Source organism: Brevundimonas sp. BAL450 (genome assembly GCF_015767455.1).
Lineage (GTDB): Bacteria > Pseudomonadota > Alphaproteobacteria > Caulobacterales > Caulobacteraceae > Brevundimonas > Brevundimonas abyssalis.
Map to the genome: position 1 here is coordinate 137,194 of NZ_JADWOW010000047.1, position 25,620 is coordinate 162,813.

Annotated in this window: 21 protein-coding genes; 13 read left to right on the top strand and 8 right to left on the bottom strand. The window is 67.2% G+C overall.

The window, feature by feature from the left end; genetic code table 11:
- Positions 1-69 precede the first annotated feature (69 nt).
- Together IWC96_RS07140 and IWC96_RS07145 are read left to right on the top strand one after the other, a co-directional pair.
- Entirely contained in the window at positions 70-2,736 is a 2,667-nt protein-coding gene (locus tag IWC96_RS07140; RefSeq protein ID WP_196838644.1) for a tetratricopeptide repeat protein, read from the top strand.
- A gap of 118 nt (positions 2,737-2,854) precedes the next feature.
- Complete coding sequence (locus IWC96_RS07145; protein ID WP_045319234.1) at positions 2,855-3,496, top strand: ATP-dependent Clp protease proteolytic subunit; 642 nt, start codon at positions 2,855-2,857, stop codon at positions 3,494-3,496.
- Here the strand turns inward: IWC96_RS07145 and IWC96_RS07150 are convergent.
- The gene (locus IWC96_RS07150; RefSeq protein WP_045319229.1) at positions 3,493-4,143 is read right to left on the bottom strand and encodes an HAD-IB family hydrolase; all 651 of its coding nucleotides are present in this window, start codon (positions 4,141-4,143) and stop codon (positions 3,493-3,495) included. The genes IWC96_RS07145 and IWC96_RS07150 overlap by 4 nt on opposite strands.
- A 196-nt stretch (positions 4,144-4,339) precedes the next feature.
- Here IWC96_RS07150 and clpX point away from each other — a divergent pair, with 196 nt between their 5' ends.
- Positions 4,340-5,608 carry an ATP-dependent Clp protease ATP-binding subunit ClpX gene (gene clpX, locus IWC96_RS07155; RefSeq protein WP_021698089.1) on the top strand — a complete coding sequence of 423 codons (1,269 nt, stop codon included), beginning with the start codon at positions 4,340-4,342 and terminating at the stop codon, positions 5,606-5,608.
- 78 nt (positions 5,609-5,686) lie between these two features.
- On the opposite strand, the gene IWC96_RS07160 is transcribed toward clpX, so the two are convergent.
- On the bottom strand, positions 5,687-5,977 hold the full coding sequence (locus IWC96_RS07160) for a hypothetical protein (RefSeq protein ID WP_021698090.1): 291 nt from the start codon (positions 5,975-5,977) through the stop codon (positions 5,687-5,689).
- A 180-nt stretch (positions 5,978-6,157) separates the two neighbouring features.
- Here IWC96_RS07160 and IWC96_RS07165 point away from each other — a divergent pair, with 180 nt between their 5' ends.
- The 9 genes from IWC96_RS07165 to IWC96_RS07205 all read left to right on the top strand — a co-directional run bounded on the left by IWC96_RS07165 (position 6,158) and on the right by IWC96_RS07205 (position 14,268).
- Positions 6,158-6,472, top strand: a complete 315-nt coding sequence (locus tag IWC96_RS07165) for a septum formation initiator family protein (RefSeq protein WP_021698091.1) — start codon at positions 6,158-6,160, stop codon at positions 6,470-6,472.
- A 112-nt stretch (positions 6,473-6,584) separates the two neighbouring features.
- A complete protein-coding gene (pdhA, locus tag IWC96_RS07170; protein WP_021698092.1) occupies positions 6,585-7,622 on the top strand; it encodes a pyruvate dehydrogenase (acetyl-transferring) E1 component subunit alpha in 1,038 nt (345 codons plus the stop codon).
- A gap of 3 nt (positions 7,623-7,625) precedes the next feature.
- Positions 7,626-9,005, top strand: a complete 1,380-nt coding sequence (locus IWC96_RS07175) for a pyruvate dehydrogenase complex E1 component subunit beta (RefSeq protein WP_021698093.1) — start codon at positions 7,626-7,628, stop codon at positions 9,003-9,005.
- Entirely contained in the window at positions 9,002-9,316 is a 315-nt protein-coding gene (locus tag IWC96_RS07180; protein ID WP_196838645.1) for a DUF5076 domain-containing protein, read from the top strand. Before IWC96_RS07175 ends, IWC96_RS07180 begins: the two co-directional genes overlap by 4 nt.
- A complete protein-coding gene (locus IWC96_RS07185; protein WP_196838646.1) occupies positions 9,313-10,587 on the top strand; it encodes a pyruvate dehydrogenase complex dihydrolipoamide acetyltransferase in 1,275 nt (424 codons plus the stop codon). The genes IWC96_RS07180 and IWC96_RS07185 overlap by 4 nt, the downstream gene beginning before the upstream one ends.
- Before the next feature lie 42 nt (positions 10,588-10,629).
- Positions 10,630-11,586: a DUF3667 domain-containing protein gene (locus tag IWC96_RS07190; RefSeq protein WP_021698095.1), complete on the top strand. Its 957-nt coding sequence runs from the start codon at positions 10,630-10,632 to the stop codon at positions 11,584-11,586.
- Positions 11,587-11,678: 92 nt separating this feature from the next.
- Positions 11,679-13,082, top strand: coding sequence for a dihydrolipoyl dehydrogenase (lpdA, locus tag IWC96_RS07195; RefSeq protein ID WP_021698096.1), 1,404 nt, complete (start codon positions 11,679-11,681; stop codon positions 13,080-13,082).
- Positions 13,083-13,567: 485 nt separating this feature from the next.
- Complete coding sequence (locus tag IWC96_RS07200) at positions 13,568-13,939, top strand: hypothetical protein (protein WP_148291476.1); 372 nt, start codon at positions 13,568-13,570, stop codon at positions 13,937-13,939.
- A 2-nt stretch (positions 13,940-13,941) separates the two neighbouring features.
- Positions 13,942-14,268, top strand: a complete 327-nt coding sequence (locus IWC96_RS07205) for a hypothetical protein (protein WP_045319085.1) — start codon at positions 13,942-13,944, stop codon at positions 14,266-14,268.
- 43 nt (positions 14,269-14,311) lie between these two features.
- Here IWC96_RS07205 and IWC96_RS07210 read toward each other — a convergent pair whose 3' ends face one another.
- From IWC96_RS07210 to uxaC, 6 genes are read right to left on the bottom strand one after another with little or no spacing between them, the layout of a single operon-like run.
- Complete coding sequence (locus IWC96_RS07210) at positions 14,312-15,808, bottom strand: UxaA family hydrolase (RefSeq protein ID WP_045319086.1); 1,497 nt, start codon at positions 15,806-15,808, stop codon at positions 14,312-14,314.
- Entirely contained in the window at positions 15,805-17,292 is a 1,488-nt protein-coding gene (locus IWC96_RS07215) for a mannitol dehydrogenase family protein (RefSeq protein ID WP_196838647.1), read from the bottom strand. The genes IWC96_RS07210 and IWC96_RS07215 overlap by 4 nt, the downstream gene beginning before the upstream one ends.
- Positions 17,289-18,569: a TRAP transporter large permease gene (locus IWC96_RS07220; protein ID WP_021697557.1), complete on the bottom strand. Its 1,281-nt coding sequence runs from the start codon at positions 18,567-18,569 to the stop codon at positions 17,289-17,291. The genes IWC96_RS07215 and IWC96_RS07220 overlap by 4 nt, the downstream gene beginning before the upstream one ends.
- Positions 18,560-19,057: a TRAP transporter small permease gene (locus IWC96_RS07225; protein ID WP_021697558.1), complete on the bottom strand. Its 498-nt coding sequence runs from the start codon at positions 19,055-19,057 to the stop codon at positions 18,560-18,562. The genes IWC96_RS07220 and IWC96_RS07225 overlap by 10 nt, the downstream gene beginning before the upstream one ends.
- Before the next feature lie 3 nt (positions 19,058-19,060).
- Positions 19,061-20,050 (bottom strand): TRAP transporter substrate-binding protein, encoded by a 990-nt coding sequence (locus tag IWC96_RS07230; protein WP_021697559.1) that lies wholly within the window; start codon positions 20,048-20,050, stop codon positions 19,061-19,063.
- Positions 20,047-21,462 (bottom strand): glucuronate isomerase, encoded by a 1,416-nt coding sequence (gene uxaC, locus IWC96_RS07235; protein WP_045319087.1) that lies wholly within the window; start codon positions 21,460-21,462, stop codon positions 20,047-20,049. Before uxaC ends, IWC96_RS07230 begins: the two co-directional genes overlap by 4 nt.
- A 359-nt stretch (positions 21,463-21,821) precedes the next feature.
- Here uxaC and IWC96_RS07240 point away from each other — a divergent pair, with 359 nt between their 5' ends.
- On the top strand, positions 21,822-25,607 hold the full coding sequence (locus tag IWC96_RS07240; RefSeq protein ID WP_196838648.1) for a LamG domain-containing protein: 3,786 nt from the start codon (positions 21,822-21,824) through the stop codon (positions 25,605-25,607).
- Positions 25,608-25,620 lie beyond the last annotated feature (13 nt).

Genomic DNA, 25,620 nt, shown 5'->3' on the forward strand with positions numbered 1-25,620 from the left:
CTAGAGTGCCCCCGGCGAACCCATCGCCGGGGTTTTCTTTTGGGCGCTCGACATCTTCTCATCGCGGTATTGGCGGCCTCGCTTGCGGCAGGGACGCTCGCCCACGCCCGTCAGGACGCGCTGGATCCCGCCCTGGCGGCGGCGTCAGAGGCGGACCGCGAGGCGCTTGCACGCATCGAGGCGCGTGTTCTGGCCGACTATGAAGCCGGACGGTTTGCTGAAGCCGACGCCGGGCTGGTCGAAATCCTGCCGATCGAAATCCGGGTGTATGGAGAGGATCACCCCATCGTCGCAGCCACCCACGCCTCACGCGGAGCGGTCGCCGAGGCGGTGGGGGACAATGTGGCGGCGGAGGCGCACCGACGCCGCGACCTGGCCATCCGCGAACGTCTGGACGACGAGGAGGCGCTGGCGGAATCGCGCCGCGCCCTCGGCGCCAATCTGGTGGCTCAGCAGAAGCACGACGAAGCCCTGCCATTGCTGACGCAGGCGCACGCGGTGCTCGCTCCCTCGGCGCCGCCGTCCGATGAGCAGATCGTCAGCGCCGCCTTCAACCTGGCGCGCGCGCTGTACGCCGGGGGCGAGCCTGAGCAAGCGCTCGATGTCCTGACGCCGTCTGCGCAGGCGCTGAACGACCCGTCACACGATACCTCGGCCTGGGCCGCGCTGGTTGCCTTCGACCACGGCTTCCTCCTGCGCGAGCTCGGCCGGGCCGAGGAGGCTGCGCCGGCTTTCGGGCGCGCCTGCGACCTGTGGCGCGCGCATGGCGGAATCAGCGCCACGCCGGGCGAAGCGTGTCTGAGCCAGGCGGAAATTCTCAAGGATCTGGGACGCGACGCCGAGGCGGAGCCGCGGCTGGCCTACGCTCTGGACGCGCCCGACCTGACGACGGCCCGGCGCAGCCATGCGGCCGAGCACCTGATCACCACTCGCACGCTTCTTCACGGCGAGGACGCGGTGGATGAGCCCCTGCTGCGACGGGCCCTGGAGCTGAGCATCGCGGCCTGGGGCGATCACACCGCCACCGCCTACGCGGCGAACCGGCTGGGTCTGGTGCTTCGTGATCGGCTTTTCCTTCAGGAAGAGTCACTTGGCGAGTTCAGACGCGCCCAGGCGATCTATATGGGAGAGCAGGGGCCGGCAGGGCAGGGCAGCATCGCAGCCACAGCCAATGTCATTTTCACTCTCAACGCGCTGGGGCGCTACGACGAGGCGCTGGCCGAGGGCGATGCGCTCCTCACGATTGCGGCGCCAGGCGAGAACGGAACGGACTCCGAGCGCCGGTCATGGCGGCCCTTCAACCTTTCCCGCGCCGATGCCTTGAAGGGGCTCGGCCGCTACGGCGAGGCCCGCGCCCTGCTGATCGCCCGTCTGGCCGAACTGGAGGGAGAGGGCGCCGACGCCGCCCAGATGGCCGATGTCCACACCCGCATCGCCCAGGTGGCGTCCCTGCAACGCGACTGGCCAGCCATGGCCGACCATCGTCGCCGGGTCATGGAGCACCGACGCGCGCTGGGTGATCCTCATGCGTTCGGCATGGCCATGGCGCTCTATGGCCAGGTGCTCAGCCAGATCGGTGAGGATCAGGCCGCCTATGAGATCCTGACCGAGGCGCTGCGCATTCTCGAGGGCGCCGAAGAGACCACGGCGCAGGACCGGCTTTATGTCCTCACCTACCTCGGCTACGCGGCCGTGGAGTTGGGGCGGCTGGAGGAGGGCGAACGCCACCTGGAAGCGGTCATCGCGGCGTATCGCCTTGACGGGGAAGGTCAAGGCTCCCTGGCCAATGCGCTGCGCTATCTCGCCAGCCTTAGGACGGAGCAGAACCGCTTCGACGATGCGGAGGCGCTTTATCTCGAAGCCCTCGCCCTGACAGAAGGCGCGAATGATGAGGAGGCTGCGTCCTTTGCGTACGGCGCCCTGGGCGAGCTCTGGCGCTTTATGGGGCGACACGACGAAGCGGAAACGGCCCTGCGCCGCGTGGTGGACTTCACGACCCAACAGTATGGCGCCGACAGCATCGAGAACGCCGTGCCCCTGCGCAATCTGGCTGTTCATCTGGGTTCCACGGGGCGTCAGGAGCGCGCCCTTGACCTGCTGCTTCAGGTCCTGGCGCTCGAACAGGCCGTGCTGGCGCCTGACGCCGCCGCGCTTCTGCGCACACGGGTGCTTATCGGCCGCGTGCTGGCCGACCTGGGACGCTATGGAGATGCGGAGGTGATGTTCACCGAGATCCTGGCCCTGGCGCTCCCGGCGCTGGGAGAAACCAATGTGGTCACCCAGGAGGCGGCGAGCCAACTGGGCTTCGTGATGGCTCTGCAGGGCCGCTACGACGACGCGATCCCGCACCTGCAATCCGCAGCGGACATGACCGAGCGCAGCTTCGGGCCGGACAGCCGCCAGATGATCAATGCGCTGCAGCTGTTGTCCTATGCGCTCTACATGGAGCGCCGCTTCGACGAGACCATCGTCATCATGACGCGAGCGGTGCAACTTGTTGATCTGGAGGGCGCCCGCTGGCCCAAGACGGTGGTGGATGTGCGGTCCAACCTGGGCCGGACCTATCTGGAGGCCGGCCGTCCGGAGGAGGCTTTGCCGCCCCTGCGCGAGGCGGCTGCGCTCGCCGCCCGCATCAGTCGCGAACGGGCCACGGCCATCAGCACCCAGGCGGAAATCAGCCGCGCGCCGTTCCGCGCCCTTGTCGACGCGGCGTGGGAGGTGGCGGAAGCCCGCTGACCCGTCACACGCGAAACCGTCGGCCGCGCCTTGCAAGGCGGCGCGGGGAACGCGATATCAGGAAGCAACGATGCGCGGCGCCCGAGTCGCGCACGCACGCAGCTTCGAGAAGGCCTTCATGCGCGATCCGATCGACTACATCCAGAGCAACCTCGTCCCCATGGTGGTGGAGCAATCCAGCCGCGGTGAACGGGCGTTCGACATCTTCTCGCGCCTGCTGCGCGAGCGCATTATCTTCCTGACCGGCCCGTTCGACGACGGCATGGCCAGCCTGATCTGCGCCCAGCTTCTCTTCCTGGAGTCCGAGAACCCCAAGAAGGAAATCTCCATGTACATCAACAGCCCCGGGGGCATTGTGACCTCGGCGCTCGCGATCTACGACACCATGCAGTACATCAAGTCGCCCGTTTCGACGGTGTGCATGGGCATGGCCGCCTCGGCCGGATCGCTGATCCTGACGGCGGGCGCTGCGGGCCAGCGGGTGTCGCTGCCCAACGCGCGCATCATGGTGCACCAGCCCTCTGGCGGGTTCCGCGGCCAGGCCTCGGACATCGAGCGTCACGCCGAGGACATCATCAAGACCAAGCGCCGCCTGAACGAAATCTATGTCCAGCACACCGGCCGGACCTATGAGGAAGTCGAGCGCACCCTGGACCGCGACCACTTCATGAGCGCCCAGGAAGCCAAGGACTGGGGTCTGGTGGACCATGTCTATGAGCAGCGTGAGGAAGCGCCGGCCGAAGAGCCCAAGAAGAGCTAGGGTTTAGCCGTAAACACCTGAAACCCGGGCTGGTCAGCGATGGCCAGCATTTCGGTGTCGCCGGAGGTGTCGCCGTAGGCGGCGGTCAGGCGGACGTCGTCGCCATAGGCTGTCTTGAGCCGCGTGACCTTTTCGCAGCCCCGGCAGTTTTCGCCTGCGAAGGCGCCGGTGATGCGGTCGTCGTGATCAAAGGCCAGCTTGGTGCCCAGCAAGGCCTCCGCGCCCAGGCGGCGGGCGAAGGGGGCCACGGTGATCTCGGGCGAGGCGGTGACGATGACCCGGTGCGCGCCCTTGGCGCCCCAGTCGTTCCAGCAAGCCAGGGCGTCGGGGCGCATGAGACGGCTCCAGGCCTGTTCCGCATAGGTTTCAGCGAGCCCTTTCAGGGTCTTGCGGTCGACGCCGTCGAGGAACTCGGCCACCGCCGCCGCCTTGATGGCTCCGCGGTCCCTTGTGCGCAGGTAGGAGAGGGCGGCGGGCGTCAGACGCGCCATGCCGAACAGGTAGCCCACTGCACCCACGCGCCAGCGCAGGAAATCGGTGAAACTGTCCCTGACGGTCATGGTCCCGTCGAAATCGAAGGCGACAAGAGGCTGGCCCGGCGCGGGACCCAGAACCTGGGGCTGGCGAAGTGGTGCGAGATTTCCCATCTGGAATGACCGTAACGACCTTTCCCCCGCCTCGTCCATCCCGCGAAAACCCGCCGCCGGTTCGCCTCGTCGGGGTTGTGATGGACCTTCGGATGGGTGATTGTCATTTTTTGAAGACCTTCCGGCGCAGGATTTGCGAATCGTGACGGAAGGAGGCGCGCCCGGATCGTTTCGGGACGCGAGAGTGAGAAGGCCGATGACCAAAGCCGCCAGTGGCGACGCCAAGAGCACCCTGTACTGCTCCTTCTGCGGAAAGAGCCAGCATGAGGTGCGCAAACTCATCGCCGGACCGACCGTGTTCATCTGTGATGAATGCGTCGAACTCTGCATGGATATCATCCGCGAAGAGCACAAGATCGCCTTCGTGAAGTCCAAGGACGGCGTGCCCACGCCCAAGGAAATCCGCGAAGTCCTTGACGATTACGTGATCGGCCAGAGCCACGCCAAGAAGGTGCTGAGCGTCGCCGTCCACAACCACTACAAGCGCCTGAACCACGCCACGAAGAACAACGACGTGGAGCTGGCCAAGTCCAACATCATGCTGATCGGGCCTACCGGGTCGGGCAAGACGCTGCTGGCCCAGACCCTGGCGCGCATCATCGACGTGCCGTTCACCATGGCCGACGCCACCACCCTGACCGAAGCCGGTTATGTGGGTGAGGATGTCGAGAACATCATCCTGAAGCTGCTCCAGGCGTCCGACTACAATGTCGAACGGGCCCAGCGCGGCATCGTCTACATCGATGAAATCGACAAGATCAGCCGCAAGTCCGACAACCCCTCCATCACCCGCGACGTGAGCGGGGAGGGCGTGCAGCAGGCCCTGCTGAAGATCATGGAGGGCACCGTGGCCTCCGTGCCGCCCCAGGGGGGCCGCAAGCATCCCCAGCAGGAATTCCTGCAGGTCGACACAGCCAACATCCTGTTCATCGTCGGCGGCGCCTTCGCCGGCCTTGAGAAGGTCATCTCGGCGCGTGGCGTGGGGGCCTCCATCGGCTTCGGCGCCAAGGTCAAGGAGATCGACGAACGCCGCATGGGCGACATTCTCAAGGAGGTCGAGCCCGACGATCTGATGCGCTTCGGCCTGATTCCCGAGTTCATCGGCCGTTTGCCGGTTCTGGCGACGCTGGAGGATCTGGACGAGGCGGCCCTGATCACCATCCTGACCGAGCCCAAGAACGCCCTGGTCAAGCAGTACGGCCGCCTGTTCGAGATGGAGAACGTGGGGCTCACCTTCACCGATGACGCCCTGTCGGCCATCGCCAAGAAGGCCATCACCCGCAAGACCGGCGCCCGGGGCCTGCGCTCGATCATGGAGGGCATTCTGCTCGAAACCATGTTCGAACTGCCGACCTACGAGGGTGTGGAAGAGGTGGTGGTCAACGCCGAGGTGGTCGAGGGCCGGGCCCAGCCGCTGCTGATCTATGCCGAAAAGCCCAAGAAGCAGCAGGACGGCGCCGCCTGATTGCGGCAGGATCCCTGAAAATCAAAAGGGCGGGCCTCACGCGAGACCCGCCCTTTTTCCTGGCCTGAGCCGCCGTCGCTATTCGGTGCGCGGGCGCAGGTTGGTGGATTCCGCCTCGGCCTGGGCGTCGGCACGGGCGTCTTCGGTCACCGGGCCCGGCCCGGTGTTCATATCCGCAGGCGGAACGGCGTTGTCCTGCGTGGTCGAATCCATGACAGGGGCGCTTTCGGGCTCCGGGTCGGTCGCGGCGGTGTCGATCGCCACATCCTCGGCCGCGACGGTCTCGTCCATGGCCGGCGTGTCTTCTTCCTGATTGCAGGCCGCCAGGCCCAGAACCGCAGCGCTCGCGGCGACGATCATCAAACGCATGGCATCCTCCTTGAATGGACGCCTTCAACGGCCAAGCTGGCGTTCGGTTGCGCGAAGGTTGGCCGCCAGGGAGGAGCGCGCTGCCTTCATGTATGTGCAGTTTATGGTCAAGCTACCAATAATTAAGCCTTTTCGGTCAGGGGTGATTCCGTAGTTCTGCGCTCAGAAAGGGCGTTTGTAGTGATCGAACGCATGCGTCCCTATGCGCCCACGGGCATCATCTTCCTGTTGATCCTGTACTTCGGGGTGCAGGCGCTGACCGGCGAGCGTGGCCTGCTGAGCCATGGCGAACGGGCGGAGATGCTGGAGCGCCGTCAGGTTGAGCTGGCCCAGCTGGAAGACCGGCGTCAGGATCTGGAGCTCCGCGTTCGCTACCTGCGCACCGACAACCTGTCGCGGGACTTGCTTGAAGAGCGCGCACGCGTGGTTCTGGGCTTCGCCGCGCCCGGCGAATATCTGATCCCGGTGGAGCGGCGCGCGGTCACGGCCTCCTGAACTTTCGTTACAGGCGAAGCCCGGCTTTGCCATCCGGGAAGGAAGGCTGCTAAAGCCCCCTTTCCGTAACGATAAGAACCCGTTCGTTCAGAGTTCAGCTGGAGGGCGCCGGATGGCGAAAGCCGCCGCTCAAAAACCGACCACCGCCAAGGGCAAGCCCCCGGCGAAGATTCCAAACACGCCTCAGGCGACCAAGGACGAGCTGCTCGAGTACTATCGGCAGATGGTCCTGATCCGCCGCTTCGAGGAGCGGGCGGGCCAACTGTACGGCATGGGCCTGATCGGCGGCTTCTGCCACCTGTACATCGGCCAGGAGGCCGTGGCGGTGGGCGTGCAGGCCAGCGTCAAGCAGGGCCACGACAAGATCATCACCGGCTACCGCGACCACGGCCACATGCTGGCCGCGGGCATGGATCCGAACGAGGTCATGGCCGAGCTGACGGGGCGCATCGGCGGCTCCTCCAAGGGCAAGGGCGGCTCGATGCACATGTTCGACGTGCCGACCGGCTTCTATGGCGGGCATGGCATCGTCGGCGCCCAGGTGGCGCTGGGCACCGGCCTGGCCTTCGCGGGCAAATACCGGGGCGATGACTCGGTCAGCTTCGTCTATTTCGGCGACGGCGCGGCCAACCAGGGTCAGGTCTACGAGAGCTTCAACATGGCCCAGCTGTGGAAGCTGCCGGCCATCTACATCATCGAGAACAACCAGTACGCCATGGGGACGAGCATCGAGCGCTCGTCGTCCACCACCGACCTGAGCCAGCGCGGCGCCAGCTTCGGCATCCCCGGCGAACAGATCGACGGCATGGACGTGCTGGCCGTGCGCGACGCGGTGAAGCGCGCGGTGGAGCGCGCCCGGTCCGGCGAAGGCCCCTACATCCTGGAAGTGAAGACCTACCGCTATCGCGGCCACTCCATGTCCGATCCGGCCAAGTACCGTGCAAAGGAAGAGGTGGACGAGGTCAAGAAGACCCGCGACCCCATCGAGCACGTCAAGAAGCTGCTGGCGGACGCCAAGGCCACCGAGGACGAGATCAAGGCCATTGACGCCGAGATCAAGGCCATCGTCGCCGAGGCCGTGCAGTTCGCTCAAGAGAGCCCGGAGCCGGACCCGTCCGAGCTCTACACCGACGTCTACGTGGAGGCCTGACCCGTGACCGACATTCTGATGCCGGCGCTGTCCCCCACGATGGAAGAGGGCACGCTGTCCAAGTGGCACATCAAGGCGGGGGACACCGTCTCCGCCGGTGACGTGATCGCCGAGATCGAGACCGACAAGGCGACCATGGAGGTCGAGGCGGTGGACGAGGGCGAGGTGCTGGAAATTCTCGTTGCCGAGGGCTCAGAGGGTGTGAAGGTGAACACGCCGATCGCGCGCTTGTCCGGAGACGACGCCGCGCCTGCACCGAAGAAGGCTGACGCCGACAAGGACGAGCCCAAGGCCGAGCAGGCCGACTCCCCCGAGAAGGAAGCGGCCACCACCGAGGGCGAAGGCGCAGCGCCCGTGACGCCCAAGGTCGCGCTGAAGGATCCGGAAATCCCGTCCGACGCCAGGCTGGTCAAGACGACCATCCGCGACGCCCTGCGCGACGCCATGGCCGAGGAGATGCGCCGCGACGACCGTGTGTTCCTGATCGGCGAGGAAGTGGCCCAGTACCAGGGCGCCTATAAGGTCAGCCGCGAGCTGCTTCAGGAGTTCGGCGACAAGCGCGTGGTGGACACGCCCATCACCGAGCACGGCTTCGCCGGGCTGGGCGTCGGCGCGGCCATGGCCGGGCTGAAGCCCATCGTCGAGTTCATGACCTGGAACTTCGGCATGCAGGCCATCGACCACATCATCAACTCGGCGGCCAAGACGCTGTACATGTCGGGCGGCCAGATCCGCGCCCCCATCGTGTTCCGCGGTCCCAACGGCGCGGCCAGCCGCGTGGGCGCCCAACACAGCCAGGACTATTCCGCCTGGTACGCCCAGGTGCCCGGCCTGAAGGTCATCGCGCCCTATGATGCGGCTGACGCCAAGGGCCTGCTGAAGGCGGCCATCCGCGATCCCAACCCGGTCGTCTTCCTCGAGCACGAGATGATGTACGGGCTGGAGTTCGACGTGCCCGAGGTGGAGGACTGGGTCCTTCCCATCGGCAAGGCCAAGGTGCGCCGCGAGGGCACGGACGTGACGATCACGGCCCACAGCCGCATGGTGGGCTTTGCGCTCGCCGCCGCCGAAAAGCTGGCGGAAGAGGGCATTGAGGCCGAAGTCATCGACCTGCGGACCCTGCGCCCGCTGGACCACGAGACCATCGTGGAGAGCGTCAAGAAGACCAACCGCCTGGTCTCGGCCGAGGAAGGCTGGGGCCCCATGGGCGTCGGCGCCGAGGTGGTGGCCCGGGTGATCGAGCATGCCTTCGACTATCTGGACGCCCCGCCGCTGCGGGTGCACCAGGAAGACGTGCCTCTGCCCTACGCCGCGAACCTGGAAGCCCTGTCGCTGCCGGGTGTGGACAAGATCATCAAGGCCGTGAAGGCGGTGACGGCATGAGCCAGTCCGAGGACTTCAAGCTGCACACGCCGGACAGCGTCGCGGCCGATCCCCAGGCCGTCGAGTTCACCCGCATGTGGTGGTCCAGGGGCGAGCCGGTGATGTCCATCAAGCCGGCGTTCAAGGACCCGGCCGAATATGGCCGCATGCTGGCCATCGCGGCGCGCCACATGGCCCATGGCTATTCGGTTCGCCACGGTCAGGACGAGCGGGAGGCGTATCACCGCATCCTTCAGGGGATGAGCGACGTCATCAAGGCTGACAACGCCCAGACCGTGGTCGAAGACACCAAACCCGGAAGCGTCCAATGACCGACATCCTGATGCCCGCCCTGTCGCCCACCATGGAGGAGGGCAACCTCTCCAAATGGCACGTCAAGGTCGGCGACACCGTTTCGGCCGGTGACGTGATCGCCGAGATCGAGACTGACAAGGCGACCATGGAGGTCGAGGCGGTCGACGAGGGCGAGGTTCTGGAGATTCTCGTGGCCGAGGGCGCCGAGGGCGTGAAGGTCAACACGCCCATCGCGCGTCTGTCCGGCGACGAGGCCGCGCCCGCGCCGAAGAAGAAGGACGAGCCGAAGGCGGAAGCCAAGGCCGAAGAGAAGGCCGAGCCCAGGCCCGAAGCCAGGGCGGAAAAGGCGGAGGCCCCCAAGGCTTCGCCCGCGCCCGTCAAGGACGGCGAGCGCATCTTCGCCTCTCCGCTGGCGCGCCGCCTGGCGAAAGACGCCGGGCTGGACTTGAAGAGCCTCAAGGGCACGGGCCCGCACGGCCGCATCGTCAAGGCGGACGTGGAGTCCGCCGACAAGGGCGGCGCCGCAAAGGGCGCGACCGCCGCCGCATCGGGCGAGCCGCGCAAGGTGCTGTCGCTGGAGCAGCAGGGCATCGCGCCGGGCAGCTATGACCTGATCCCGCTGGACGGCATGCGCAAGGCCATCGCGCGTCGCCTGACCGACAGCTTCCGCGACGTGCCGCACTTCCCGCTGGTCATCGACTGCGAGATCGACGGCTTGCTGGCCGCGCGGGCGCAGGTCAATGCGATGCTGGAGCCTCAGGGGATCAAGGTCTCGGTCAACGACTTCGTCATGAAGGCCGTGGCCATGGCCTTGAAGGCCGTGCCGGAAGCCAACGCCAGCTACACGCCCGAAGGCATCGCCATGCACCACCACGCAGACGTGGCCATGGCGGTCGCCATCGACGGCGGCCTGATCACCCCGATCATCCGCAAGGCCGAGACCAAGTCCCTGGCCGAGATCGCCACGGAATCGAAGGACCTGGCCAAGCGCGCGCGGGACCGCAAGCTGAAGCCCGACGAGTTCCAGGGCGGCACGTTCAGCGTCTCGAACCTGGGTATGTTCGGCATCAAGTCGTTCGCCTCGATCATCAACGAGCCGCAGGGCGCGATCATGAGCGTGGGCGCCGGCGAGAAGCGGCCTGTGGTGCGCGGCGACAGGATCGAGATCGCCACGGTCATGACGGTCACCCTGACCTGCGACCACCGCGTGGTGGACGGAGCTGTGGGCGCCCGGTTCCTGCAGGCCTTCAAGCCGATGATCGAGAACCCCGTCACCATGCTGGCCTGATCGTCCCGGAATCTCCTATGCTTCGCCGCGGGAGGGGTGATCATGACAGCGGTGGGAGAGCCGGGCGGCGCGTGCGCCGCCTGCGGGGTGACCCTGAACGGTCGGTACTGCCACGCCTGTGGTCAGGACACCGAGGCGCGCCCGCGTCCCCTGCGGGAGATGGCGCTTGAGGCGTTCTCCGAGACCAGCCTGATCGACGGGCAGGGGGTGCGCACCCTTGTCGCCCTCGTGACCCGGCCCAGCCGCATCCTGATCGCCTACCGCGAGGGGGCGGGCAGTCTGTACGCCAGTCCGGTCAAGATCTTCGTGGTGGTGACGGCCCTGTTCCTGGCGGTGCTGAACTTCAGCGACGTGGTGATCTATCAGTATGTGCGGCACGTCGAGCCGGGGGCCCAGGTGACGGCGCGCGCCGATCCCGATGGCTATACCGTCCATGTGACTGGAGAAACCGACGCGGAGCTCTGGATGCAGCGGCGGGTGGAGCCGGCCATCGACCCCCGCATCCATGCGGCCATGCAGGAAGCGGCGGATCGCGCGACCAGCGAACTGGATCGGCAGAACCTGCTTTACGAGATTCAGGATGACCGTCAGACAGCCCGGTTCAGCGAGCGGCTGGCGGCGTGGCTGCCCAACGCCATCTGGCTGCTGACGCCCCTGTTCGCGCTTCTACTGGGGCGGTTGTTCGGTCGTCGGCGACTGTTCATGGAGCATCTGGTGTTCGCCCTGTGGGCCCATGTCACGGCGTTCACCCTGCTGATGCTGCTGGCTCTGGCCAACCGGTTCGGCGCGAACCTGCCGGCGTGGCCGCTGGTCATTCCGTACCTGTTCTATTTCGCGCGGGCGGCGTCCCGGTACTATGGCCTGTCGATGGTTTCGGCCGCCTGGCGTTCTGCGGCGCATCTGGCGCTGTATCTGCTGCTGGTGCTCCTGCCGGCCGCGCTCATCGTGGCGATCTCGGTGATCGACATGGAGGCCTATATCGCCTTCCTGGCCGCCTGAACTTTCGTTTCCGCAGGGGTCTCAGGTGTGGCCAGCGGAGGCGGGGGCGGATATGACCGGGCGTCAAGATTCAAGGTGTTGGAGACTTCTGGATGGCCGACTTCGATCTCATCGTCATCGGTTCGGGACCGGGCGGCTATGTGGCCGCGATCCGGGCCAGCCAGCTGGGCCAGAAGGTCGCCATCGTCGAGCGCGAGAACCTCGGCGGCATCTGCCTGAACTGGGGCTGCATCCCCACCAAGGCGCTGCTGAAGTCGGGCGAGAAGTACGAGAGCCTGAGCCACCTGAAGGACTACGGCCTGAGCGCCGACAAGGTGGGCTTTGACTTCGAGGCCATCATCGCCCGGTCGCGGGGTGTGGCCAAGCAGCTGAATCAGGGCGTCGGTTTCCTGATGAAGAAGAACAAGATCGAGGTCATCGAGGGCGACGCGAAGCTGGAGAAGGGGCAGGGCGCCCCCAAGGTCGTCATCGCCTTGAAGGACGGCAAGTCGCGCACGGTGCAGGCCAGGGCGGTCATGCTGGCCGTCGGCGCCCGCGCCCGCGCCCTGCCGCAGATCGGGCTGGAGGCGGACGGGGACCGCATCTGGGCCTACCGCGAGGCCATGACGCCGAAGGTCCTGCCCAGGTCCATCGTGGTGATCGGCTCGGGCGCCATCGGCATCGAGTTCGGCAGCTTCTATCGGGCGCTGGGCTGCGAGGTGACGGTGGTCGAGGCGCTGGACCGCATCATGCCGGTGGAGGACGAGGAGGTCTCCAGGACCGCCAAGAAGGCCTTCGAGAAGCGCGGGATGACCTTCCGCGTCGGCGCCAAGGTGACCAAAGTCACCAAGGATTCCAAGGGTGTGAAGGTCTTCGTTGAAGCGGACGGCAAGGCCGAGACGCTGGAGGCCGAGGTGTGCATCTCGGCGGTGGGCATCACCGCCAACACCGACGGCATCGGGCTGGAGGCGCTGGGCGTCGAGATGGACCGGGGCCACATCAAGACCGACAGCCACTGCCAGACCAACGTCAAGGGCCTGTACGCCATCGGCGACTGCGCCGGCGCGCCCTGGCTGGCGCACAAGGCCAGCCACGAAGGCATCCACGCCGCCGAGCACATCGCCGGGTTCAAGACCCCCAATGTGCACTCGCCCATCGCCGGCTGCACCTACGCCCAGCCCCAGGTGGCCTCGGTCGGCCTGACCGAGCAGGGCGCCCGGGAGGCCAAGCGCGAGGTCAAGATCGGCCGTTTCCCCTTCAAGGTGAACGGCAAGGCCATCGCCGCCGGGGACACCGAGGGCTTCGTCAAGGTGATCTTCGACGCCAAGACCGGCGCCCTGATCGGCGCCCACATGATCGGGGCCGAGGTCACCGAGATGATCCAGGGCTACGTCACCGCCATCACCATGGAGGCGACCGAGGAAGACCTGCACGGCACGGTCTATCCGCACCCCACCATGTCCGAGGCCATGCACGAGGCGACGCTGGACGCCTATGGGCGGATGATTCACCTCTGATCGATTTCGGACTCCGGACTCAAAAAAACAGGGTCTGAATTGTCCGAAATCTCAGAATCCGCTTTGAAAACAGAGTCTGAATTGTCCGAAATCGCGCCCCTGATTTCGGACTCCGGCGCCGGAAAAATCGGGGTCTGAATCGTATCAATCGTATGAAATCGCCCTCCCGTGTTCTGGTCGACGCCGCATTATAAGGCATGCAAAACCAGCGGGATTAATTAGCGGCGCTTTTTCGCATCGGGCCCCTGAAACCTGATCGCGCCCGGGGCGTGGACCTGTAAGCCGCGCTAAAATAGTTCAGTGATTTCAATATTCCGTCACCCTCGGGCTTGTCCCGAGGGCCTATGGTGAAAACAGTCTCGACAGGTCGCCGGGTCGCCCCGGACAGTCAAGGCAGCTCAAAATTACGCTTGAGGCCACAATGGGTCCTCGGGACAAGCCCGAGGATGACGGATTTATAGGGACAGACCCCAGGGCGTGGACCCATGAAATCGGCGATGCGGGGTTCGCTCGCAGCCAGAAAGCCAACGTCGCAAATCGACCCGTTGCGGACATTGATCGGACATCGCATTGTCCAGCCTATGGCACTGGATGATCTCGAAGGCGTCGTCGTTGCAAGCGGCACTTGGCTCTATGACGGAGACATCTCCAAGCGCACCCTGGTCACGGCGCGAAACTACGATGTGAGATGGGCAACCTATCACGCCGACGGTCTGCTCAACGAAGGTGAACTTCCAGCAGAACCGGGGCCAGATGGCCTCTATTACTACGTCTCAGGGACCGGACCATTTCCGACTGTCGCCGACGCCAAGGCTTGGACCGAGCAGGCGTGGGGTCCGGTTGTCTGGGACGAATAGATATGAGTTCCGATCTTTACACGGCTTTCGCTGCCTTACCGGCTGACAGTCAGGCGAGGGTTTTGGCGCGGTTGATCCACATGGAAACGATCCATGTCAGGTCAGCCCACCTTGATGATCCAACCGACACCAAGAACCTGTATGCTTCGAGCGAGTTCACCCATCGCCTGTCAGGCTTCATCCTCGCCGTTTTGAACACCGACAGCCCAGCGGAACGCGAGGCGGGAATGATCGCCACGATCCTTCGTTCGGTCGAGCCGCGAGGACAGTTCTATGTTGATAGGCTTGGTGAATGGATCGCTGCGGAAGCCGATCGCAAGGTCCGCTAATCACCCGTTGCGGCCGTTCGGAACGTCTGCTGTTCGGCAGGCCCTAGAGATAAGCGCCCACCTGCCAAGGGACGAACTCGTTGTCGCCGACGCCCAGGGCCTCGGACTTGCTGGGTTCGCCCGAGGCGACGGCCAGGATGCGGGCGAAGATGAGATCGCCCACCTCGGCCAGGGACGCGCCGGTCAGGACCGGCGAGGCGTCGATGTCCATGTCCTCGTCCATCCACGACGCCAGCTTTGCGTTGGAGGCGACCTTGATGGACGGGGCGGGCTTGGCGCCGAACACCGAGCCGCGCCCGGTGGTGAAGACGATCAGATTGGCGCCTGAGGCGATCTGGCCGGTGGCCGAGCAGGGATCGTAGCCGGGGCTGTCCATGAAGCTGAGGCCCTTCACCGTCAGGGGCTCGGCATAGCCGATGACGTCGTTCAGGGGCGTTGAGCCGGACTTGGCCACGGCGCCCAGCGACTTCTCCAGAATGGTGGTCAGGCCGCCCTTGAGGTTGCCGGGGGAGGGATTGTTGTTCAGCTCCATCTGGTGCCGCTCGGCGTAGTCGCGCCACCAGTCCAGCCGGGCGTTCAGACGGTCGGCCACGCCCTGTGACGCGGCCCGGCGCAGCAGCAGATGCTCGGCGCCCCAGATCTCCGGCGTTTCCGACAGCATGGCCGAGCCGCCCTGGGCCACGAGACGGTCCACCGCCGCGCCCAACGCCGGGTTGGCGGTGACGCCGGACCAGCCGTCCGAGCCGCCGCATTGCAGGCCCACGGTCAGGTGCTCGGCGGAGACAGTCTGGCGCGTGGCTTTGGCGGCCTCGGCGATCATCTCGCGGACGATGGCCTGGCCCTGTTCGATGGCGCGGGATGTGCCGCCGGCTTCCTGAATGGTCATGGCGCGCAGGGCAGGCCCGGCCTGAAGCCCCTCGCGGGCCATGAAGTCGGGGATCTGATTGGCCTCACAGCCGAGGCCCACCACCAGAATGCCCGCAAAATTGGGGTGGCGCGCATAGCCCGCCAGGGTGCGCTGGAGCAGGGTCACGTCGGGGCTCATGGACGCGCCGCCGCAGCCGCCCTGATGGGTGAAGGCCACAACGCCGTCGACGCCGGGATGATCCTCGGGACGGAAGCTGTCGGCGATACGCCGGGCGACGGTGGCCGAGCAGTTCACGCTGGTCAGCACGCCGATGTAGTTGCGCGTGCCGACCCGGCCGTCGGCGCGGACATAGCCCTCGAAGGTGGCGCCGGGCTGGACCGCGACGGGGCGGGCGTCGACGCCGATCTCGGCGTCGCGGCTGTCGTCGGCCATGGCCAGGTTGTGGGTGTGGACATGGGCGCCGGCGGGGATGGCGGCGCGGGCGCGGCCGATGACCTGTCCGTATTTGCGCACGATGGCGCCCCCGGCGATGGCGTGGCGGGCGACCTTGTGGCCCGCAGCGACGTCATCGCGCACCGGGACGGCCAGCCCGTCGGGGGTCGCACCCGCCGCCAGATCCTCGAGCGCCACGGCCACGTCGTCGGCGGGGTTGAGGATCAGGACGCGGGTCATGACTTGGGCAGGCTTTCCACGAAGGCGTCGACAGCGCCCTCGGCGCCGCGCTCGACGAGGCTGAGATGGGCGTTGGCGACAGCCCTGGCGAACCGGGCGTCGGCGGCGAGGGCGGGCGGAAAAACGGCGGACAGGTCCAGCAGGGCGGCGACCTTGGCGGCGGGTCCGGCCGCGCCCTGGACGCGGCGGGCGGTCTCGGCGGCGAGGGGGTCGTCCACGGTGAAGGCGTTTCCGGCGTCGTCCACGCCGTCCTGCCAGCGCATCCAGCCCGCCACGGCCAGGGCCAGGGCGTCGATGGGCTGATCCTTTTCAAGCCGCGCGGCGCAGGCGGCCAGCAGGCGCTGGGGCAGTTTCTGGCTGCCGTCCATGGCGATCTGGACCGTGCGGTGCTGCAGCGCGCTGTTGGCGAAGCGGCGCATCAGCTCGCCGCGATAGGCGGCCACATCCAGACCCGGCGGCGGGGACAGGGTGCTTTCGGCCTCATCCCACAGGGCCTCGACGAAGCGCGCGTAGGCGGGGATGGCGACCACCTGATCGACGTACTGGAGGCCCGCCAGACCGCCCAGATAGGCGATGGCCGAATGGGCGCCGTTGAGAAGGCGCAGCTTGGCGTCCTCCCACGGGGCCACATCGGCGGTGACCTGAACCCCGAGAGATTCAAAGTCGGGGCGGGGTCCGGCGAAGCGGTCCTCGATCACCCACTGGGTGAAGGGCTCGGTCTTGACCATGCCCTGATCGGCAGCGCCCAGCAGGGCCTCATTGGCGGCTACGTCGTCGGGCGTGGTGGCGGGGACGATGCGGTCCACCATGGTCTGGGGAAAGGCGCCGTGGGCCTCGATCCAGTTTTTCAGGCCGGGGTCGATACGCCCGGCCATGTCCAGCACCGCCTGGCGGATGCGGGCGCCGTTGTGGGGGACGTTGTCGCAGGAGACCACGGTGAAGGGGGGCAGGCCCGCGGCCCTGCGCGCGGCCAGGGCGGCGGTGACGAAGCCCGGCGCGGTGCGCGGCGCTGACAGGTTGGACAGGTCCGCCGCCACATCGGCATCGTCGATCATCAGGGCGCCGGAGGCGGGGTCGAGCCGGTAGCCTTTCTCCGTCACGGTCAGGGTGACCATGTGAACGTCCGGGTGGGTCATGGCGGCGACGAGGACGGCCGGGTCCTCGGGGGCCACCAGCACCTGTCCGATCGCGCCGATGATGCGCACGTCGCGCCGGTCGCCGTCGCGCACAACGACGCTGTAGAGGCCGTCCTGGGGGTTGAGCTGATCGCGCACGCCGGGCGAGCGCAGGGAGGCGCCCAGCACGCCCCAGCGCGGGTCGCCCGCCGCCAGGGCGTCGTCGAAGACCACCGCCTGATGGGCCCGGTGAAAGGCGCCGACGCCCAGGTGCACCACCCCGGTCTTCACCGCCGCGCGGTCATAGGCCGGCTGTGCAACGGCGGGAGGCAGGGCGCCGAGGACGGACGCGGACAGTCGTGGGCTCATCGCATCAGGTTGGGCAGGGTCATGGAGAAGGCCGGCACATAGGTGATCAGCATCAGGGAGACGATCAGGGCCAGATAGAACGGCCACATGGTCTTGACCGCATCCTCGACCCGGATCTTGCCCACGGCGCAGCCCACGAACAGGACCGAGCCCACCGGCGGGGTGACCAGGCCGATGCCCAGGTTCAGCATCAGCACCATGCCGAACTGGATCGGATCCATGCCCGCCTCCATGGCCACCGGCAGGAAGATGGGCGAGGTGATGACGATCAGGGGCGCCATGTCCATGAAGGTGCCCAGCAACAGCAGGATGACGTTGATCATCAGCAGCATGATGATCGGATTGTCCGACACCATGCGCATCAGGTCCGCCAGCTGTTCGGGCGCCTGGTTGAGGGCCAGCAGCCAGCCGAAGGCCGCCGCCGAGCCGATGATCAGCATGACCATGGCCGTGGTCTTGACCGCATTCATGGCGGCGGTGACGAAGCCCTTGAAGGTCAGGGTCCGGTAGACCAGGAAGCCCACCACCATGGTGTAGATCACCGCCACGGCCGAGCTTTCGGTGGCGGTGAAGATGCCGCCCAGGATGCCGCCGAAGATGATCACGGCGGTCAGCAGGCCGGGGATGGCGCCGACGAAGGCCCGGGCGAAGGCGCCCCAGCCCGGGAACTCGCCGCGGGGATAGCCGCGCTTGAGCGCCACCAGCCAGGCGACGATCATCAGGATCAGGCCGGTGACGAGGCCGGGGATCACGCCCGCCATGAACAGGTCGGCCACGGAGATGGAGACCCCGGCGGCGGCCGCATAGATGATCATGTTGTGCGACGGCGGGATCAGCAGGCCGGTCACCGCGGAGGTGGTGGTGATGTTGACCGCGTAGTCGGCGTCATAGCCGCGCTTCTTCATCATGGGGATGAGGGTCGAGCCCAGGGCCGAGGCGCTGGCGATGGCCGAGCCGGACACGCCGCCGAACATCATGGAGGCGCCCACATTGACCGGGCCCAGCCCGCCGCGGATGCGCCCGACGGCGGCGTTGGCCACGCGAACCAGCCGCTCGGCGATGCCCGCCTGCTGCATCAGGTCGCCGGCGAAGATGAAGAAGGGAATGGCCATCAGGGCGAAAACGTTCACCCCGGCGGCGATGCGCTGGAACGCCACCAGGGGCGCGATGTCCATGTAGATGAAGGTCACCAGCGAGGCGATGCCGAGGGCGAAGGCCACCGGCACGCCCAGCACCAGCAGCACCAGCAGGGTCAGGAGGAGAAGCGTCAGCTCCATAGCGGTTCAACCTTTCCGCCGCGGGCCTCGGCGATCAGATGTTCGATCGAAAAGAAGACGATGAGCCAGCCGGCGATGGGCAGGGGCAGGTAGTTGAAGCCCCGCGATATCCCCAGGGTGGCGATCTCGATGTCCCAGGTGCGGATGACCAGCTCGCCGCCCCACACGCCCATGGCCGCGCCGAACGCGCCGACCACGAGCAGGGAGAAGGCGCGCGCCACCCGCGCCATGGCGGGGGGCATGGCGTTTGTGGCGGCGGTCATGCCGATGTGGAACTGCTCGCGCACCCCCACGGCGGCGGCGAGCAGGATGAACCAGACCATCAGGGCGAGAGAGGCCGCTTCGGCCCAGGCGGGCGAGTCGCTGAGCACATAGCGGGCGAACACCTGCCAGCCGATGACGGCGGTCATGACCACCAGGCCGGTGGCGGCGAAGACCAGAGTCACGCGGCTTATCCAGCGCGATACGGCGGCGAGGAGGGACAGCATCGGCTACTCCATGGCCTGGATGTCGCGGACCAGCCGCTGTTGCAGGTCGCTGACGATGAACCGCTCCCAGACCGGCGCCATCAGGGCGCGGAACGGCTCCACGTCCACGTCCTCGATCAGCTCGCAGCCGGCGTCGATGACGTTCTGGCGCGCCGAGGCCTCGCGCGCATCCCAGATCTCGCGCATGTAGGGCACGCTCTCGTTGGCGCATTCCATGACCAGATCGCGGTCGGCGGGGGTCAGGCGGTCCCAGGTGCGCCGGGACATGACGAAGGCCTCCGGCGCCATGACGTGGCCGGTGGCGGTGTAGTACCGCGCCACCTCGTGGTGCCGGGTGTCGTCATAGGAGGGCATGTTGTTCTCGGCGCCGTCTACCACGCCCTGCACCAGCGCCTGATAGACCTCGCCGAAGGGGATGGGCGTGGGGTTGGCGCCCAGGGCGCTGACCATGGCCACATAGAGGTCCGACGGCTGCACCCGGATCTTCATGCCGCGCAGATCCTCCGGCGTCCGCACCGGGCGGACCCGGTTGTAGAAGGAGCGCTGGCCGGAGTCGTAGAAGCACAGGCCGATCAGGCCGTGGGGCCGCAGGGTCTCGAGGATGGCGCGGCCCGGTTCGCCGTCCAGCGACCGGCGCATGTGGTCCGTGGTGCTGAACAGGAAGGGCAGGGCGGGCACGAAGGTGGTGGGCTCGATCACGTTCAGGGGCGCCAGATTGACCCGGTTCACGTCCAGGCCGCCGAACATGGTGATCTCGAGGGTGTCGCCCTCGCCGCCCAGCTGGCCGCCGGGATAGTTGCGCAGGCGCAGGCGGCCGTCGGTGCGTTGGGACAGCAGCTCGCCGAAATAGTCGACGGCCTGGACCGTGGGATAGCCGGCCGCGTGGGTGTCGGCGCCGCGCAGGGGGCGTTCGCCGATCTCCTGGCTGCAGGCCGCGGCCCCCAGAAGCAGGGGCGCGGCGAGGGCGGCGCGTCGTGTGGGGTTGATGGTCAAAGCTTGTACGCCTGTTTCACGAGGTCATAGGTGAGGGCGCGGGCCACCAGGTGGGCCTCGTCCTCCTCCAGCCGGTGCTCGACCACCAGCCGGGCCAGGAAGCCGCAGTCCATGCGCCGGGCCACGTCGTGGCGGGCCGGGATCGACAGGAAGGCGCGGGTGTCGTCGTTGAAGCCGACGGTGTTGTAGAAGCCCGCCGTCTCGGTGGTCTGCTCGCGGAAGCGGCGCATGCCCTCGGGGCTGTCGTGGAACCACCAGGCGGGCCCCAGCTTCAGCGCCGGATAGTGGCCCGCCAGCGGGGCCAGCTCGCGGGCGTAGACGCTCTCGTCGAGGGTGAAGACGATCATGGAGAATTTGGGGTCGGAGCCGAAGCGGTCCAGCAGCGGCTTGAGCGCGCGCACATAGTCGGTGCGGGTGGGGATGTCGGCGCCCTTGTCGCGGCCGAAGCGCTTGAAGGCCCAGCCGTTGTGGTTGCGGAACGAGCCGGGGTGCAGCTGCATGACCAGACCGTCCTCGACGCTCATGCGGGCCATCTCGGTCAGCATCTGGCCGCGGAACAGCTCGGCGTCGGCGGGCTCGAACCGGCCCGACACGATCTTTTCGAACAGGGCCTTCGCCTCGGCCGGGGCCAGGTCGGCGGTGAAGGCGGTGGGGTGGCCGTGATCGGTGGAGGTGGCGCCCATGGCGGCGAAGAATTCGCGCCGGTTCTGCAGGGCCGCCAGATAGCCCTCCCAGGTCAGGGCGTCCTCGCCGGTGATCGCGCCCAGCTCGACCAGATTGTCCCGGAAGCCCTCGTAGTCGGGGTCCAGCACCGGGTCGGGGCGGTAGGCGGTGAGCACGCGGCCCTTCCAGCCGGACTCGCGGATGGTCTTGTGGTGCTCCAGAGCGTCCAGCGGGCTTTCGGTGGTGGTGATGACCTCGATGTTGAAGCGCTCGAACAGGGCGCGGGGGCGGAAGTCGTCCTGCCCCAGCTTGTCGTCCATGACATCGTAATAGTGGTCGGCGGTGTCGGGGGTGAGGCGCTCGGTCAGGCCGAAGACCTCGGAATAGACCCAGTCGTGCCAGAGGCGCGAGGGGGTGCCCCGGAACAGGGGGTAGTGCTCGGCGAAGCGGCGCCAGATGGCGCGGGGATCGGTCTCGACCGGCCCGCCGTCGGCGCGCGGCACGCCCAGGCTCTCCATGGACACGCCCTGGCTGAACAGCATGCGGAAGACGTAGTGGTCGGGCGTGATCAGCAGCTCGGCGGGGTTGGCGAAGGACTCATTGCCGGCGAACCACGAGGGATCGGTGTGGCCGTGCGGGCTGATGATCGGCAGATCCTTGACCTCCGCATAGAGGCGGCGGGCCACGGTGCGGGTGTCCGCATCGGCGGGGAACAGGCGGTCCGGGTGCAGGCTGAGCTTGGCGGTCATCACGACAATCTGAACAGGGCAGGACAGGGCGCAAGGGCGCGGGCGACGCGGATGTTAGCGCGACCATAGGGCCCGGGCAGGCGAACGCGAAGGCCGCCCGTATGTGCTCCAAGGATCGGAAAAGTCGCCAACCCGTGTCTCATCCCTTGAAATGGAAGGCCTTGGAGATGCGGCCTTCTCTGGTTCTCCGACCATAGTTTCTGCAATCGGGGAAAATGTCCACCGGTTACCGCAGGGATTGCCACCGGTGTCATATCGCGACAGTATCGTTCCCGAGCGACCGGGGCGGGGGCATCCGTTCACGAGCGCCGATGATGAGCCGGGCGTCAGACCTGGCCAGTCAATGGGACGGAGACACCATGCGCCACATCAAGACCTCGTGCAGCCTGTTCGCCATCGCCGCCGCCCTGGCGGCCGCACCCGCCGCGGCCCAGGACGGGCTGCTGTTCCATGTATCCGCCGATGACGGCCTGACCGCCGACGTTGCGCAGGGACAGGCGGAGCCGAATTTCGCCAGCCACGTCTCGATCCGGCCCGACGGGCGATTCGGCGGCTACATCGAGGCGCAGGGCGCCCAGACCCTGACCTGGGAGGCGCCCGGCAACATCCAGGCCCAGCGCGGCACCCTGTCCTTCTTCTGGCGCGCCCGCGAGCCGGTCAGCCGCAACGAGTTTCCGGTCTTTCGGGTCAGCTATTCGGACCACAGCAGCTGGGACATGGTCTGGCTGCGCATCGACTGGAACGGGGCGGGCTTCGACGCCTTCGTCACCGACACCAACCTGTCCCGGTCCCGCGTCTCCTGGCGCGGCCTGGAGACGCTGGATCCCGATCGCTGGGTCCATATCGCCTTCGCCTGGGACGAAACCACGGGCGTACAGCTTTACGTCGACGGCCAACTGGTCGGCGAGCAGGCCGGGGCCATGACCCTCGACGCAGGGCTGGACCAGATGGGGCCGCACAGCCGCATCATCAGCCCCTATCAGGTGCAGAGCCGCTACAACTTCATGCGCGGCGGCGACCTGGACGAACTGAAGGTCCATGACCGCGCCCTGTCGGCGCCGCAGATCGCGGCCCTGGCCCGCGGCGGCGAGGTCGAGGTTCCGGCCCCGTCGATCACCGCCGACCGCTGGGGCGCCTGGCGCCACCGCCTGGGTTTCGACGGCGAGGCGCCGCCCGCCATCGCGCCCTACACCGCTATCCGCAAGGTGGAGTTCGACAGCACCTATGACCTGCAGCAGCGGTTCCTGAAGGGATCGGACGGGGTGCGGGAATCCACCTGGCCGGGCGTCTACTACCGCTCGCGCCTGCCGGGCCGTCACGACTATTTCGAGATCCCGGACTGGAACGTCTATGTGGAGGGTGGCCGCGCGATCACCTTCAACCTGCCCGACGAACCCTGGAACCGGCTGGAGTTCACCGGCGCGGCCGACGGGACGCTGACGTGGGTCGACGGCGACGCCGAGGCCCCGCTGGCGACGCGACCGGAAGGGCACGAGCGGACCACCTATTCCGTGGAGACGCGCACGGGTGGCTCGGTGCGGTTCGACAACCGCCTGCCGGAAACGCCGATCCAGGAATTCGCCGCCTACAACATCACTTCGGCGCGCGCACCGGATGGGACGTCCGAGCTCAACTATGTGATCGACAGCCGCGTGGCGCCTGACTATCCGGCGCTGGACGTCCTGCTGAGCCATGTGGCCGGGCGCCATCCGGCCGAGGAGCGGGCCACGGTGGTGGCGCTGCCCGCCACAACCATCGAGATGAGCCGGCCCGCGCGCGGCGATAGCGGCGCGCAGCCGGGGCGTCTGCCTCTGGTCCACGTGATAATCCCGTTCGATTTCCGGGATTCGCGGCCGGGCGAACCGGCGCACCGGGGCACCCATGGCTGGATCAACTATGACGGCGGTCTGGACGGCATCCAGCTGGACCTGCCGCCTCTGGATGTGACGCCCACCCACGGCGGCCTCTATCCGCTGAACATCCGGGTCAAGGACCCGCTGTGGCCCGAACGGGACCTGCTGGACGTCAACGTCTCGATCGAGCCGAACCGGCCCTACAGCCTGTGGCTGGACACCCGCGACCGCATCCTGCCCAACGACGGCAGCCTCTATTTCACCGTGGCCGGCGCGGGCGAAGGCCTGACGGCGGACAGCCTGAACGGCGCGCGTGTGCGGCTGGTGTTCAAGAGCCGTGAGGACGCCGCCGTCGAGCATGTGGCGGACCGTTTCGAGCAGGTGAGAGACAACCTCTCGTTCCTGGTCGAGGAGCGGCCCCAGAACCGGCGTCTGCGGCTGCATGACCGCTACATGCGCGATCTGGAGGACATCCTGCGGGTCGATCCCGATCACGAGCAGGCGCGTTTCCACTGGGCCGAGACCAATCCCGGCCAGCCCTGGCCCGCCTTCGAACAGACCGAGGCCCCCGAGGGCACGCCCGTCTGGGCGTTCCGCCAGATGGAGCACATGCGGTTGCTGCGTCACTTCATGGAGTGGTGGATCGACAACCGTCAGTCGGAGTACGGCGACTTCGGCGGCGGTCTGTCGGACGACACCGACATGACCAACCAGTGGCCCGGCGCGGCCCTGATGGGCCTGATGCCGGACAAGGTCACGGGTTCGCTGAACCGGATGACCGACGCCATCTATCGTCTGGGCATGGTCACCGACGGCCTGCCGACGATCCGCACGGACGAACTTCACGTCTATGAGGAAGGGCAGAACTCCGACGCCCAGTCCCTGTATCTGAACTGGGGCGACCCCACGGTGGTCGACCGGCTGATGACCACGGCGCGCAACTATTCGCGCATCATCGAGCCGAATGCGGCGGGCCACACCCACTTCGTCAGCAACTATTTCAGCGCCACCGATGTGGTGCGTGAGGGCATCTGGGAGTGGTCCAAGCCGCACTCGTATCTGATCCTGCACGCCGCGCTGCTGCTGGGCGAGTACAACGGCGATCCCACCATGCGGTCGCTGGTGACCGCCATGTCGGACCACTACCTGGCCCACGGGACCCAGGACGCGGAGGGGAACTGGAGCTTCCCCGCCGAGATCAACTGGCGCAGCGATGAGGCGCGGGGCAGCCTGGAGGCGGGCGACATCGCGCCGTACCAGATGTTCTGGGCCGCCTGGCGCTGGACCGGCGATGACAAGTATCTGGCGCCGCTGGAGGCGCGGGTGCGCGAGCGAGGGCCCGGCCAGCTGGCCATGCTGAACGCCAACACCCTGGACGCGCTGGACCGCCGGGAGGACTGGGGCCAGGCCCTGGTCGAACAGGCCAACGCGCGCGGCGCCTCGGGCTACTCGCTGTACGCCGCCTGGGAGATGACCGGTGATCGCTCGTATCTGGAGCGGCTGTATGGCGACGAGGTCCAGCGCGCGAGCCAGCGCATGTTCATGATGACCGAGGGTCACTGGTGGAGCGACCGGGTCGAGGTCTACAGCGAGTTCCTGCAACGGGCGCGACTGGGCGGCATGGCCCTGCGCCGCAACCAGATCTTCCCTGGCCACACGGTCAGCTGGCGCTTCGGCCGGGACGGCGACGCCGAGAACATCGCCATCCTGATGCCGGGCGCCACGCCGGAGCGTTTCACCGTCATGGCCTTCAACGGTTCGGACCGCGAGATCAGCGCCGAGATGACGGGCTGGAACGTCACGCCCGGCCGGTGGACGGTGCGGTCCGGAACGGATCGGAACGGCGATGACGCCATCGACGGCCGGGCCCAGGCGCGGGAGGTATCGCTGGAGCGCAGCCGCTCCACGTCCCTGACCTTCGCGCCCGGCGTGATCACCATCCATGAGTTCTCGCTGGCCGAGGCCTCTGGCGCGGTGGTGCATGATCGCCCCGACCTGGCGATCGGTCCGCGCACCACGCGGATCGAGAACGGCGTCCTGCATGTGCAGGTGTTCAACCAGGGCATCCGCGCGGCGCCCGCCGCCACGGTGATCCTCGAGGACGCCGCGGGCCGCGAGATCGCGCGGGGCCGCAGCGCGGCCCTGGCCGCCGCTGACGACCTGACGCCGAAATCCGTCGAGGTGGTTCTGGACCTGCCCTCGGGGTTCGTCGCCGAGGGCCATCGGGTGCGGCTGGTTGCCGACGGTGATGTCGCTGAAGTCACCCTGCTCAACAACGAGGTTCGCCTCTGATCATCCGGCCCGC